The following is a 14,001-nucleotide window of genomic DNA, read 5'->3' on the forward strand; positions in this document are numbered from 1 at the left end:
GGGGGCAGGCGGCGCGCAATGAAACATAGGAGAAATGGGAGCGCTGTTGGGGGGGGAGCGCTGGCCCGGCTCCTGGCCTTCCGTCACCTGGAGATGGAAAGTGGCGTCGCGCCCCGCCGAAGTACAATGAGGCACTGGTTGCGACTCGCCTCACCTTCCTTCGATCCTGCCCCTTGGAGCCCGTGCGAGCCGCCCCCCGCATGACTTCCGTGTGATGTCACGACGCACGACATTGGCGCTCGGCCTGGGGGCCCTGGTCTTCCTGGGCGCGCTCCTGCTCATCCGTTGGCACGGCGGCCGTGGATCCGCGGCCGTGGCCCGGCCTGGAGCGGCTGCTGCCCAGGAACCCGTGCCCCGCGTGATGGAGGCTGCGCCTCGCCGTGAGGGCTTCCTGGGCGTCATCGTCGCCAGCGGCAGCGTGGACGTGGCCGCCCGGATGGAGGGCACCCTCGAGCGCATGAACGCGCAGGTCGGAGACACCGTGCGCCAGGGCGCGGTCCTCGCCCAGCTGGACACGCGGGCCCTGCAACGCGAGCTGGCGGTGGCGCAGGCGTCGCTCCAGGCAGGGGAGGCGGAACAGCACATCGCCTCCATCGCGCTCACGGAGATGCAGGAGCGGCTCCAGCGCCGCTCCGACCCGAAGCAGCGCGCCCTGGGGGCCCTCTCCGAGGAGGAGCTGGCCACCGCGCGCTTCCAGGAGCAGACCTCCGTGGCCCGCCTGCGCGCGGCGGAGGCGATGGTGGCCGAGCGCAAGGCGCGCGTGGCGCAGATTGCCCAGAAGATCTCCGATGCCTCCATGCTGGCGCCCTTCGACGGGCAGGTCGCGAACCGCTACCTGGACACCGGGGCGATGGTGGCCCCCGGCCGCGCCGTCTTCCACCTCATCCGCTCCGGAGCACAGCAGGTGCGCTTCGCCATCCCAGAGGACCAGGCTGCGAGCCTCTCGGTGGGCACGCGGCTGTCCGTCGAGGTTCCGTCCCTGGGGCAGGCCCTGGAGGGGAGGGTGGAGAACCTGGCGCCGGAGGTGGACGCGGCCTCGCGCATGGTCCTGGCCATCGCGAGCGTGCCCCGGGAGGGCCATGCGCCGGTGCCCTCGGGTGTCGTGGTGCGGGTGTTCATCCAGAAGGAAGCCGCTTCCCAGGCGGTCACGCCATGACGTCCAAGCCGAGCCCGTACCGCAAGGAGGCACTGGAGTACCGGCAGCGGGCCCACGAGCCCTCCGGAGGAGACCTCTTGCGGATCAGCCCGGCGTGGACCCGGTGGGCCTACTGGGTGCTGGTGGGCGCGCTGGCCTGTTCGCTGCTCTTCTTCTGCGTGGGCACGCTCTTCGAATACGCGGCGGGCCCCGCGATCATCCGCGTGGAGGGCAAGACGGACCTGACGGTCACGTTCTCCGGCGTCGTGCTGACGGTGGACGTGCAGCCCGGCCAGCGCGTCGTCGCGGGCCAGCCGCTGGTGCACTTCGCATCCGAACAGGAGCAGGGGACCCTGGCGCGCATCTCCCGCGAGTTCGAACTGCAGCTCGTCCGCTACCTGCGCGACCCCTCGGACGAAGGTGCACGCCAGGCGCTCACGGGCCTCAGGGCCGAGCGCGAGCTGGCCCAGGCCCGGCTGGAGGAGCGCACGCTGCGAGCACCGCACGCGGGCGTCGTCGGGGACCTGCGGCTGCAGCCCGGCCAGTACATCCCCTCCGGCATGCGCGCGCTGTCGCTCCTGGGAGACGACGCGACGGTGGTGGTGCTGGGCTTCCTGCCGGGCCAGTACCGTCCGCTGCTCGTGCCGGGCATGGACCTGCGCCTGGAGCTGCAGGGCTTCGCCTACGAGTACCGCGACCTCGCCATCGAGTCCGTGGGTGATCAGATCATCGGGCCCGGGGAGGCGCGGCGCTACCTGGGCTCGGAGCTGGGGGACGCCATTCCCTTGGAGGGAGCGCTGGTGCTCGTGCGCGCGCGGCTGCCGCTGCGGACGTTCGTTCGCGAGGGACGGACCTTCAACTACTACGACGGCATGCCGGCGCGGGCGGAGGCGCGGGTGAAGTCGGAGAGCATCCTGCTCACGCTCGTTCCCGGACTGAAGGAGCTGATCCCCCATGGCGGATGAACCCGGACGGGGGCTCGTGGAGCGCTTCCCCGCGCTGCGGAGGCTCCACGCGGCGGCGCGCGGACAGCGCATCCCGGAAGTGCGGCAGATGACGCCGGCGGAGTGCGGACTCGCCTGCCTGGCGATGGTGCTGGGCTTCCACGGCCGGGGCGTGGGACTGGACGAGCTGCGGCGCGTGATGGGGACCGCCCAGGACGGGCTCGCGGCGGCGCACCTGCTGACGGCGGGACGCGCCTTCGGCCTGCGGGGGCGGGGCGTCTCCGTCGACCTGGACGGCGTGCCCTTCCTGCCCGAGGCGTCGGTCCTCCACTGGAAGTTCACCCACTATGTCGTCCTGGAGCGGTGGGCCTCCGACGGCGTGCACATCGTCGACCCGGCGCAGGGCCGCCGCTTCGTGTCCATGGAGCAGTTCCGGCAGTTCTTCACCGGCGTGGCGCTGCTCTTCGAGCCCGGCGAAGGCTTCGTGCGAGCCCCGGGCAAACCCAAGCGCAGGTCGCGCTACGTGGAGAAGTTCGCGCGCCAATCCCAGACGCTCACGCGGGTGTTCGTCCTGTCGTTGATGTTGCAGGTCCTGACGCTCTCCATCCCCCTGCTGACCGGCCTGGTGGTGGACCGCGTCGTTCCTCGCGGCGACTACCACCTGCTGCTGGTCCTGGGCGTGGGGCTGGGCGCGCTGGTGTGCTTCCACCTGCTGACCTCGCTGGTGCGCAGCCACCTGTTGCTGGAGCTGCGCACGCGGGTGGATTCGGACATGACGCTCGGTTTCCTCGAGCACCTGGTGTCGCTGGCGTACCCCTTCTTCCAGGTGCGCGCCGCGGGCGACCTGATGGCGCGCCTCAACGTCACCGCCACCGTGCGCGAGGTGCTCTCCTCCAGCCTCGTGTCCACGCTGCTGGATGGCCTGCTGGTGGTGCTCTACTTCGTCATCCTGACCGTGGCGAGCCCCGGGACGGCCCTGCTGGTGGGCGCCCTGGGCGCGTTGCAGGTGTTGGTGTTCGAGGTGTCCCGGCGCCAGCAGCGCAGCCTGCTCGCGCGGAACCTGGAGCTGGAGGCGCGCAACCAGAGCTACCAGATTGAAATGCTGACGGGGATGCAGACGCTGAAGGCCTTCGGCGCGGAGCACCGCGCCGTGCAGCACTACTCCAGCCTCTTCGTGGACGTGCTCAACGTCTCCCTGGCCCGAGGCCGGCTGACCGCCTGGGTGGACGCGCTCTCCGGCACGCTGAAGTTGAGCGCGCCGCTGCTGCTGCTCTGCATGGGCGCGCTCCAGGTCCTGGAGGGGCGGCTGAGCCTGGGGACGATGCTGAGCCTCAACGCGCTGGCCGTGGCCCTGCTCACGCCCCTGGCGAACCTGGTGTCCACCATGGGGCAGCTGCAGCTGGTGGGCAGCTACATCGAGCGCATCGACGACGTGCTGGACACCCCGGTGGAGCGCGATCCGACGCGGCCAGAGGCGAGCGCGGAGCTGCGGGGCCGGATTGAAATGGAGCGCGTCTCGTTCCGCTTCGGTCCCCTGGCGCCGATGATCGTCCAGGACGTATCCGTGTGCATCGAGCCCGGGCAGCTGGTGGCCATCGTGGGGCGCTCCGGCGCGGGGAAGAGCACGCTCGCGAACCTGCTGCTGGGGCTCTACCTGCCCACGGGAGGACGGGTGCTCTACGACGGGGTCGACCTGGAGCAGCTGTCCTTGAGCGCGGTGCGGGAGCAGGTGGGCATCGTGTTGCAGGAGCCCTCCTTCTTCGGGGCGACGCTGCGCGCGAACATCGCGCTCGGCGACCCCTCGGCGCCCCCGGAGCGCATCCTCGGCGCGGCGAAGCAGGCGCAGATCCACGATGAGATCATGGCCATGCCGCTCCAGTACGACACGCCGCTGGCGGACCGGGGGATGTCCCTGTCCGGAGGCCAGCGGCAGCGGCTGGCCCTGGCCCGCGCCCTGGTCCGTGATCCGAAAATCCTCCTCCTGGATGAGGCGACGAGCGCCCTGGACTCCGTCACGGAGCACCGGGTCCAGGACGCGCTGGCTTCACTGAACTGCACCCGCATCGTCATCGCGCACCGGTTGAGCACCATCCGCAAGGCGGACCTCATCCTGGTGATGGAGAACGGGCGCATCGTCGAGCAGGGTCGCCATGAGACGCTCGTGCGAGAGGACGGCGCCTACGCCCGGCTGGTGTCCGCCCAGCTCTGACGTCCCGGGCGCTCGAGTTCGAAGGCCCGAAGCGGTCTCCGGGCCTCAGCGTGCGCGCGTCATGACTCCGCCCTGCTCCAGCAACCCGAACAGCTCCAGCAGCGCGTCCACGGGAAAGACATGGCCATACTCGGCATGGGCCGCGTCTCGGATGTCCGCCACGGAGCGCTTGCCGTCGGCGTAGCTCGCGAGCGCATCCGCCAGTTGGTAGAAGCGCAGCTCGCTCTCCCCCTGTTCGCGCAGGGCCGTGGCCGCGGCGGTCATGGCGGCCTTCACCGCGTCCACGCGGGCCTGGGACCCGGCCGGCGCATGGCGCTCCAGCTCGTCGAACGACGCGAGCTCCTGGCCCTTCACGCGACGCGGAACGAAGGCGCGCGCCTTGCGCTCGGCTTCGCCAGGTGAGGGCTCCTTCAGGGACACGCCGCGCGCCTTCCCGTCTGCTTCCAGGCGCTTCAGGGCCTGGGACTCGGCGGTCTCCAGCGCCTGGACCATCGCCTTCACCGGCTCGGCGGGCGCGCCCAGGGCCAGGCAGGAGCGCAGGGCGTCGCGTTCGCGCTGGTAGCCCGCGCGCACCCCGGCGCGGGCCAGCCGGGCGAAGCCGGGCACCTGCGCGGCGGGCGTCGCGGCCAGCTCGCGGCGGGCCCGGAACTCGTCCTCGGCCACGCGCTTCGCGCCGTGCACCGCCACCAGTCGCGAAAGCTCCAGGGCGCCCGTGCCTTCGGCCCACGCGGCGACGGTGATGCCGACCAGGCCCGCGAAGGCGGAGCGGTGCAGCTGGGTGGGGTCCACGTTCTCCGGCCGGTCGCCGCTGGTGTGGTAGCCGTCATCAGGCCACGTGGAGTAGGCGACACCGGGGATGCCGTGGTCGTTGAAGAGCTGGTGATCCGAGCCCCGGCCGTAGCGCTCCATGTGTGCATCCATGGGGTCCTGCGAGCCGGTGACCGACCCGATGCGGAAGTCCTTCCTCGGCGGGTAGGCCACCCCGTTGAAGCGGTTCATGAAGGCCACCGTGGACTCGGACACGGCGTTCACGAAGCTGCCATTCCAGTCCGGCGTGTAGGAGACCTGGAAGCGCGAGTGGGCGCGGGTCATGCTGGCGCCGAGCATGTCGAAGTTGAACTGCGCCACCCGCCGCACCGGATCCGCGCCGTGGTGGGAGAACCACTCGCGGGTGCCCTCGAACTCCGGCAGCCACAGCACGCGCAGGGTGCGCACCGGCTGGGGCAGCACACCCTGGCGGATGAGCGTGGTGTACGTGCGCACCAGCTCCAGCAGCGTGGCGGAGCCGGAGGCGTTGTCGTCGGCCCCGGGCTTGTAGTGGTCCAGGTGGGCGGTGAGGACGACCTCCTCTCCCGCGAGCGTCCCGGGGATGACGCCGCTGACGATGCTGAGGTGTCCCGTGGGCGCTTGCGTGGCGACGCTCACGTCCACCTTCACCGGCCCCTCCCGCAGCTGGGCGCGCAGCTCACGCCCCTGCCGGTCGGACACCATGAACAGGAAGGGCGTCCGCGCGCCCTGCGGCATCAGGCTCCGGGGGACGGTGGCCCAGCCCACCTGATCCGGGAAGTCGCCGTCCATGCGGTGGGGCGCGTTCCACGGCGGCGTCGAGTAGGACGAGACCACGCCCACGGCGCCGAGCTTCACCACGGCGGTGCGCAGCGTGGCCGTGGGATGGCCCCGGGTGAGCGCCACCTTGCCCTTCAGGTCCTTGCCTGCGTACTCCGCGTCCTGGGTGCCCGTGCCCACGTCGACCAGCTCCAGGTCCGTGCCCTCGAAGCTGCCGCTGCCGGTCGCCAGGGCCATGGGCAGGTCGGCGTAGGACGTCACGCGGTGCCGGTGGGGACCCGCCACCCACAGCTCGCCGCGCGTGGCCCGCCACTGGGGGCCGTCCTTCATCGCCTCCATGCGGACGTCCTGAAGGCCCGCGGCCTCGGCGGCGGCCTTCGTCCAGGTGGCTGCCTCCGTGTAGCCGTCCACGCTGTCCCTCGCGATGAGGGACAGCCGCTGCACGCCGTCATGGATGCGGTCGCCCGAGCTCTCCTGGATGAGGGTGCGCACCACATCGTCCCGAAGCACCAGCCCGGTGGTGGGCGAGATGGGCCCCAGCGGGGACATGGCGACCTGGGCGGAGGCTCCAAATGAGACAGACAGCGCGAGGAGGGCGAAGGGCAACGGGCGGAGGGGCATGTCTTCCCCGTTCTACACCGTGCCTGCGGGGAAGGCCTTGGCCGCTTGCGATCTTCCGCGAGGGCGGAGCGCTCGACAGTCGCGTTCAGCGGACAGGGGGCGCCCCGTGCGTATTCCGTATCGCAAGCCCGGACGATGCTCAGGGGACGTACCGCTCGGCGGTGTTCAGCGCCACGCCGCCGTCGGTGCCTCCGATGATGAGCACACTCCCCGACTCCAGCCACGTCGCGGTGTGAGCGGTGCGCGCCGATGACATGGGGGCGATGGGCTCCCAGCCGCCATCCCGCCGGAGTATCTCCGCGGAGGCACGCGGCTTCGCGTAGGGGGTGGAATACCCGCCTGTCACCAGCACCTCGCCCGAGGGCAGCGCGGTGGCCGTGTGGAGGAAGCGGGCCTCCCTCATGTCTGCCTGGGGCGTCCACGAAGCGCTGCCTGGCTCGAAGAGGTCCACGGACGGGAGGACCATTCCAGGTGAACCCTCGATGGAGCCGGTGACCAGGACCCGTCCAGAGGGCAGCAGCGTCGAGGCGTGCCCGTTGCGCCCATGGCTCATCCGCTGCGAAAGGAGCCGCCATCCTCCATCCGGTGGGTTCGAGTCGTAGACCTCGGCGGTCGTCTCCGCTCTGTCGTAATTGAAGCCACCGATGGCCAACGCCACGCCACCGTCCAGCAGGGTGAGCGTCAGCATGTTGCGGCTGATGTTCAGGTCCCTCGCCTTCGTCCAGGATTGGCTGACCGGGTCAAAGAGTTCGGCGGTGTTCAGCCCGTCGTCCCCCGAGAATCCGCCACCCGCCACCAGCACCTTCCCCGAGGGCAGCAAGACGGCGGCATGGCCGGCACGTGCTCCGCCAGGGAGGGGACCGACCACGGTCCATTGATTCGCACCTACGTCATAGATTTCAGCGCTGTCCAGCGCGCCACCCGTGGGGCCCCTGCCACCGGCCACCAATACCTTGCCATCCGGCAACAGGGTGGCGGTGTGGTCCATGCGAGCCGTCCCCAGGTTCCCCCCGGGACTCCAGCTGTTTGATGAGACGGTGTAGAGCTCCGTCGTGTTCGTCGGGCTGACCGCCGAGAGGTCGCCCGTGCTGCTTCCGCCAACAACAAGCACCCGGCCGTCTCTCAGCGCGGTGGCGGTATGGCCTGTGCGCCGCACCCGCATCGCGTCCACGGATTTCCATCCCGGCGGTTCGCGCTCGTCGTCGGGAAGGCCCCCGTCAGCTCCTGCGTCCTGCCCCGCGTCCCCGCCGTCCCCGCCGTCCGGTCCACCTGCATCCAGGATGTCATTGCCGTCAGGCCCCGCATCCGAATCCGACCCGCCATCCTTGCAGATGCGAGGATTGTCGAGGCAGAGCTGGTCCACCACGTCGTCGACGTCGAGACACGCAGTGGCCTGGACGCTGAGCAGCAGCATTCCAATGGCTGTCGAGCGGAGCAGGGGCTTCATGGCCACCTCCCAGACACGAACACGGACGTCCCATCCAGCCCGAGCTGCACGGGCACCGGCTTCTTCGGCGACCCCAGCAGGTACATCCCCGTGGAGGCGCCCAGCCCCACCAGGCCTCCCACCAGCAGCCCCACGGAGGCCGTCTGCAGCCTTCGCGCGCTGTGGGCCACGTTCCGGGCATCGGCCAGTGAGTGGATGTCCTTCGCCGCGCCATCCAGCTTCGACTTCCGCCCCTCCGCCACACCCCAGAAGACGCCCGCCGCGACGACGAGGGCCCCTCCCGCCACGGCGGGAATCATCGCCCGGTCTCGCAAGGATGGGTGCGCGCCGGGCACCTCCCGCACGGGAGAGGATGAAGACTCCGGGAGTCCCGCGGTGATGACGGGGAGCGGCTCTCGCGGCGCCTGGACCTCCTGCGCTTCCGAGGGGGACTCCTGCGTCAGGGGCTCACTGGCCGCCCCCCGCGCGGCCCACTCCTTCAGGACTCTCTTGCGCACCGCTTCGAAGTGCCGCTTCACCTTGGGCGAGACCGTCAGCGGCAACTTCGCATCGGGGTTCAAGCCGAGGGCGGCCTTGAAGGCGGCTTCGGCGTCGCTCAACCTCCCGCTCAGCTCCGCCAGGATGACGCCCTGGTAGAGCGACAGCGCCACCTCATCCTCGGGCCCGCGAGACCCCTCCTGGCAGCGGACCAGCTGCTCCAGGGCACGCTCGTACTCGAGGTCCTCGATCAACAGGTAGATGGACTCCGCGCAGAGGCGCACGTCTGGGGAGACGTCGCCTCGGGCAGCCCCTGGGAGGAGGCAGAGCCAGAGAGACAATCCCCAGACACAGGTGCCGGGCAGCCACGGGATGCTCGACGACACGGCTCTTGCCTTGCCGTGGATGGAAGGACGCATCGCATTGTCTTTCATTGCACGGGTCCATGCTCCCGGTGCTCGCGGAGATGAAGGGTTGCCCTGTCGCCGGGTGCTGCTCCGTCCTGCGATTGCCCGGCCCCCGCTTCGTGGACGGCCCCGTCGCATCCGAGGGGCCTCGTCCACGAGGGGGCGCGCATGCCGCCTGGCCACGTCTACGGCTTCGGCGTCACCGGTGGGGTGTCGCTGCCATCCGGCGTGGAGGGGACGGCGGTGCCACTGGGTGGCGGGGAATGCGCCGCGTCGCCCAGCGGGGCTCCCTGCCGCTCCTGGAACCCGGTGCCGGCGGACGTCTGCCCGAAGAGGCCCGTGAAGGCGTCCTTCGTGTCCGAGTACTTCGCGTCCACCGTGCCGAGCGGAGCTCCAGGAGCCCCGCCCGCCCCGGACGTCTGGATGACCTCCTGCTGCGGCGGGGGCGTCAAGCCCAACACCTTCTCCAGCTCCGCCTTGCGATTCGTTCCCTCGAAGGCCGACTCGAGCTCGTTCTTCGTCGGCTTCACCTTGTCGATGTCCTTCTGGCTGTACGGGGCGGGCTTGCATTCCTCGAGGGCCAGCGCGTTCGCCTTGTGCATGGCCTGCTCCGCGCTCCTGGCGGCCAGGGCCGCCTGCTCCTCGGCCTTCTGGAGGTTCTGGGCCGCGGTCCTGGACGCCTCGTTGGCCTCCTTGAGCTTCTTCTCCGCGGCGGCGAGGGCTTCCTTCGACTTCTTCGCCTCCTCGGGCGTCTGCCCCGGCTTCTGCGCGGCCTTGCGTGCGTTGGCGGCTGCCTTCTCCGCGGTGGCCTTCTGCCGTCGCGCGGCATCCGCTTCGAGCTTGGCCCGCGCCAGGGTGTCCCGGGCCTCCGTCGCCGCCTTGCGTTTGGCTTCGGCGGCGAGCCGCGCCGCCTCCGCCTTCTGTCGGGCCGCCTCCGCGAGACGCTGTGCCTCGGCGGGATCGACTTTTGCTGCATTCGAACCACCGACTGCTTTCACTCCAGCCATGGGGCCGCTCCTCTTGATTGGGGCTGGCGGGTCAATGAATGGCCGCCCGTGCAATCAATGAGGAAGAGGGAGTGGGCCCAAGGGCATCCCAAGAAATCCCTGGGGCCCCCAGGCAGGGCTTCAGTCCAGCAGGCCCTGGAGGCTGAGATCCAGCCGGCTGCTGAGCAGTCCCAACAGGCTCTCCAGTGCGAGCCGGTCCTGCTTCAGCCGGGGCGTGAGTTCCATGCGAACACGCTCGAGCAACTGCTCGCGGGCCTCCGCGATCCTTCGCGCGATGCCGGAGCGCGAGCTGCCATACATGAGCGTCAGCCGGTCCATCGTGAACCCATGAAAGTGGTGCAGGCGCAGCAGGGTCCGCTCCTGTTCGGGGAGCACCGCCACCGCTTTCTTGAGCGACTCGACGAGGAGCTGGCGCGCGTCTTCGCGCAGCAGCGCGTACTCGGGGTCGCTCGGGGCCAGGAGCCGCGCGAGTTCCTCGGGAGGCTCCGCGACGAGCTCATGGCGCGCGTCCCGGCCCACCAGCTCGCCGGCGATGCGCGCGGCGACGATGCCCACCCAGGTCAGCAGGGGCCCTCGTCCCCCATAGCTCGCGATCCGCGGGGGCGTGTCGCCGCTGCCCACCAGCAACCGCTCGCGCAGCACCTGAAGCACTTCGTCCACCATGCTCGGCGACACCCTCCCGAGCCGGGCGGGAATGTACCGGAGGATGTTCTGCTCGAAGGCCCGGAGGGCGGAGGGCTCCCCTCTGGAGCAGGCGCACGCGAGGTACAGGTCGGCGCCGTGGAGGATGCGCAACACCTCCGCGGTCCTTCCCACGGGCAGGTGGCGGGCCAGGTGCCGCGAGAAGGCCTCTTCCGGAAGCGGCGTCAGGGTCCCTGCCCATCCGCTCCGGGCCGCCTCGACGTATTGATTCAGCTGTGCGTCCAGCCCCTCCACTGCGTCCAGCTCCGCGCGCTGCCTCCGGGGCAGGTGCTCCCGCAGCAGCGCCGCCAGGGAGCCGGTCTTCCGTTGCTCGCTCATCGCTTCGCCTCCCGCTGTTGCCAGGCCAGCACCCGCTGGAGTTCCGGCCGGCCCCGGACCCCCACGGACTCCAGCCGCGTCCGGGCCTCTTCGGCCAGTTCGAGCGCTCGCGTCCGGTCCGGAGCGGGGCGCGTTTCGAGGAGCGCCCGGGCCAGCAGGAAGGAGGTCCTCCCGGCCGCCTCCGCGTCACCGGGCTTGCCCCAGCGGGTCTGGATGCGACGGGCGCGCTCGAGCAGCGGTGTGGCCCGCGCCGCCGCGCCCAGTGCCAGATGCGCCTTGCCGGCGCAGGTCAGCGCGTTGGCGCCGTCCTGGGACTCCGCGCCATCGGCCTTCTCGGTGAGGGTCCTCGCCCGCTCGCAGTACGCGAGCGCCTCCTGCGGGGCCCGTGTCGCCAGGGCCAGCTCGGCCAGCAGCTGCAGCACGGACACCGTCTTCCCTGTCGCCGGGCCGGAGTCCTTCTCCAGCCGCTCCAGCGCGCCCAGCAGGTCGCGTCGCGCCTCGGGGTAGCGGCCCGCCTTCAGGTGCACCTGCCCCCGGACGGTCAGCGGCAGGGCGGCGCGCGGCGAGTCCGGGCCCAGTGAACGCTGGACGCGCTCCAGGGCCTCCGTTGCGAAGGCCAGCGCCTCGGCGCCCTGGCCCGCCTCTCGGGCGAGGACCGCCTGCTCCGTGAGCGCGAAGATGACGGTGATGTGATTGGGGCCCCGGCCCCGCTCGAAGATGGCGCGTGCCCGCTCGACCTGTGAGCGCGCCTCCTCCAGCCGGCCTTCCAGGCGCGAGACCCCGGCCAGGTTCAGCAGCACCGTCCCCAGCGGAGTGGTCTCCGGGCTGGAGGACGCCTCCTGGAGGGCCAGGGCCCTGCGCCAGGCATTGACGGCCTCCTCGTGCCGGCCCACCTCCAGCGAGGCCGTGGCGACGCGGTTGTAGGAGGTCACGAGGGCCGGGTTGTCGGGGCCCAGCAGGCGCTCGCGCAGCGCCAGGGCCTCGCGGTGGAGCTTCAGTGACTCCTCATAGCGGCCCTGGCCGTAGCGGATGCGTCCCAGCTGGTGGAGGAGGTTGGGCGTGCGCAGGCTGTCCGGGCCGTTCCTCCTGCGCGAGAACTCCAGGCCCTGGAGCGCCTCCTGCTCCGCCTCGGCGAGCTGGCCGTGCGACTCTCGCAGCGACGACAGGCGCGTGTGCAGGTCCGTCGTGATGTCGGGGAAGCGCTCCCGCCCCAGCCGCTCGACGGCGGCCCGGGCGTGCAGGATGAGCTTCTCCGCTTCGTCGGGGCGCGACTGCTCCTCGCCCACCGCCCAGATGAGCTCCAGCCAGGCCCGTGCCACCGTCTCGTCGTCACGCGTGGCCTCGCCCGTCCACAAGGCCTGGTAGAAGAACGCCTCCGCTTCCTTGGGTTTGTTGAGGCCCCCGAGGAACACGCCGTGGGCCAGGAGCACCTCCGCCCGCAGCGGCTTGTAGTCGAGCCCCTTCAGCTCCTCGAGGAGGGCTGTCGTCACCGCGAGCCCCTCGGTGAACCGGTGCGACACGAGGTGGGCGCGGGCCTGCGCCAGCTTGTGCCGTGCCTCCTCCACCGGGGCCCGGAGGTTTTCGGGCGGCTGCGGCCGGGCGGAGAGGCCGGGCGAGTCACGGCAGCCGGCGAGCCCTTCGAGCGAGGTCGTCAGCGGGTGCGCGTTCTGCACCGTCAGCGCGTCCGCCTTCTCCAGCACCTCGGTCACGGCGGCGAACTGCCAGAGCCGCGCGTCGAGGCACGCGGCCGTCTGCCAGGCGAGGTCCTCCGTGTCGTTGTCCGCGGCCATGCAGGCCTCGGTGCGAAGCGTCCGCCACTGGGCGGCGTACGCGTCCAGCGTCGACGCGAGCTGCTCCCATGCTGGCGCGGCGTAGGACGCGTCCGTGGACAGGAAGGCCTTGCGGATCCGCTCGCGCCGCGCGGGGCTCCATGCCGCCGTGAGCTTCTCCACCTCCTGCTCGCAGTGGCTCCCCTCGCGATGCGTCATCCCGTAGGCCGCGAGGGTGCCCAGCACGCCCGCCACGGCCGCGGTGGCTGTCATGCGCGCAAGCCACCGGATGGGCCGTGGAGCGAGGGCCGCCAGGAGGGACTCCATGGAAGGGAAGCGCTCCTCGGGGTTGGCGCTGAGCCCCCGGAGGACCGCGCGCCGGACGCGGGCAGGGACTTTCACCTCGCGCTTCGGGGGGCTGATGGTGCCTTGCCGAGCGGCCTGGGCCAGCTCCTGGAGCGTCGCACCCTGGAAGGGGCGCACGCCAAAGAGGGCCTCGTGGAGGGCCACGCAGAAGCTGAACTCGTCGGAGTGCGCGTCCGCGTGCTGGCCTCCCATGAGCTCCGGAGCCATGTAGGCGGGCGTGCCCAGAAGCTGGCCCGTCCGCGTGAGGTGCCGCATGGAGGCGACCGGGTCCTTGCCGGGCTCCTGGAGCGGAGCGGCCTCGTCCGGGTGGAGCGGCCCGGCGATGCCGAAGTCCGTCACGAAGACGCGGCCCTCCTTGCTCAGGAGGGTGTTGGCGGGCTTGAAGTCACGGTGCACCAGTCCCGCGGCGTGCGCGGCGGCGAGTCCCTTGCCGGCTTCGCGGAAGACCCGGAGCACCTCCTTCCAGGGGCGCGGCTGCTGCATCCACTCCGCCAGCGTGGTGCCCTCCACCAACTCCATGGCGAGGAAGACGCCGTCTCCATGGGTGCCCACGTCGTAGAGGGTGACGACATTGGGATGAGCGAGCCGGGCGAGCGCCTGGGCCTCGCGCAGCAGCCGCTGCCGCAGTTCTTCGCGTTGGCGTCCCTCGGGGCGCAGCATCTTGAGGGCCACCCGGCGTCCCAGTTCGGGATCGTCCGCCGCGTACACGACGCCCATTGCTCCAAGGCCGATGCGTTCTCGCACCACGTACCGGGAGAGCTTGTCGCCCGGCAGCAGTGGCTGGGACGCAGCCTGCGTGGAGGCCGTCGGAGCGCCGGCCAGGACCTGGGTGCCATTCCCCGCCGCCAGGACCCAACGGCAGTCCGTACAGCCTTCCAGGTGCGCCAGGACAGAGGTCCGGTGCTCTTCTGAGAGCAGCCCCGCGAGAAAGTCCGTCAGCGTCACTTCCTCTGGACATGAATGCATGTGTGCTCACTCCGCGATGCGTTCCGGTTTGCCAGACAGAGCCGTCGGAGAGTTGATTCAAGCGCGT

The 14,001-nt window shown here is 71.0% G+C and carries 9 protein-coding genes; 3 read left to right on the plus strand and 6 right to left on the minus strand.

What is annotated here, in order from left to right; all coding sequences use genetic code 11:
* Positions 1 to 214 precede the first annotated feature (214 nt).
* From D7Y21_RS05745 to D7Y21_RS05755, 3 genes are read left to right on the plus strand one after another with little or no spacing between them, the layout of a single operon-like run.
* Positions 215 to 1,156, plus strand: a complete 942-nt coding sequence (locus D7Y21_RS05745) for an efflux RND transporter periplasmic adaptor subunit (RefSeq protein ID WP_120563708.1) — start codon at positions 215 to 217, stop codon at positions 1,154 to 1,156.
* Complete coding sequence (locus D7Y21_RS05750) at positions 1,153 to 2,100, plus strand: HlyD family efflux transporter periplasmic adaptor subunit (protein WP_120563707.1); 948 nt, start codon at positions 1,153 to 1,155, stop codon at positions 2,098 to 2,100. The genes D7Y21_RS05745 and D7Y21_RS05750 overlap by 4 nt, the downstream gene beginning before the upstream one ends.
* Complete coding sequence (locus D7Y21_RS05755) at positions 2,090 to 4,288, plus strand: peptidase domain-containing ABC transporter (protein ID WP_121711761.1); 2,199 nt, start codon at positions 2,090 to 2,092, stop codon at positions 4,286 to 4,288. Before D7Y21_RS05750 ends, D7Y21_RS05755 begins: the two co-directional genes overlap by 11 nt.
* Positions 4,289 to 4,333: 45 nt before the next feature.
* Here the strand turns inward: D7Y21_RS05755 and D7Y21_RS05760 are convergent, their stop codons facing one another.
* From D7Y21_RS05760 to D7Y21_RS05785, 6 genes are all read right to left on the minus strand, one after another.
* Positions 4,334 to 6,475: a M28 family peptidase gene (locus D7Y21_RS05760; RefSeq protein WP_121711763.1), complete on the minus strand. Its 2,142-nt coding sequence runs from the start codon at positions 6,473 to 6,475 to the stop codon at positions 4,334 to 4,336.
* A 139-nt stretch (positions 6,476 to 6,614) separates the two neighbouring features.
* Entirely contained in the window at positions 6,615 to 7,922 is a 1,308-nt protein-coding gene (locus D7Y21_RS05765) for a kelch repeat-containing protein (RefSeq protein ID WP_199735366.1), read from the minus strand.
* A complete protein-coding gene (locus tag D7Y21_RS05770) occupies positions 7,919 to 8,818 on the minus strand; it encodes a hypothetical protein (RefSeq protein WP_121711766.1) in 900 nt (299 codons plus the stop codon). The genes D7Y21_RS05765 and D7Y21_RS05770 overlap by 4 nt, the downstream gene beginning before the upstream one ends.
* 173 nt (positions 8,819 to 8,991) lie before the next feature.
* Positions 8,992 to 9,813, minus strand: coding sequence for a hypothetical protein (locus D7Y21_RS05775; RefSeq protein ID WP_199724333.1), 822 nt, complete (start codon positions 9,811 to 9,813; stop codon positions 8,992 to 8,994).
* A 120-nt stretch (positions 9,814 to 9,933) separates the two neighbouring features.
* Positions 9,934 to 10,833 carry an RNA polymerase subunit sigma-70 gene (locus tag D7Y21_RS05780; RefSeq protein WP_121711769.1) on the minus strand — a complete coding sequence of 300 codons (900 nt, stop codon included), beginning with the start codon at positions 10,831 to 10,833 and terminating at the stop codon, positions 9,934 to 9,936.
* Positions 10,830 to 13,934 (minus strand): tetratricopeptide repeat protein, encoded by a 3,105-nt coding sequence (locus tag D7Y21_RS05785; protein ID WP_121711771.1) that lies wholly within the window; start codon positions 13,932 to 13,934, stop codon positions 10,830 to 10,832. The genes D7Y21_RS05780 and D7Y21_RS05785 overlap by 4 nt, the downstream gene beginning before the upstream one ends.
* Positions 13,935 to 14,001 lie beyond the last annotated feature (67 nt).

The organism is Corallococcus sp. AB045 (genome assembly GCF_003668895.1).
Lineage (GTDB): Bacteria > Myxococcota > Myxococcia > Myxococcales > Myxococcaceae > Corallococcus > Corallococcus coralloides.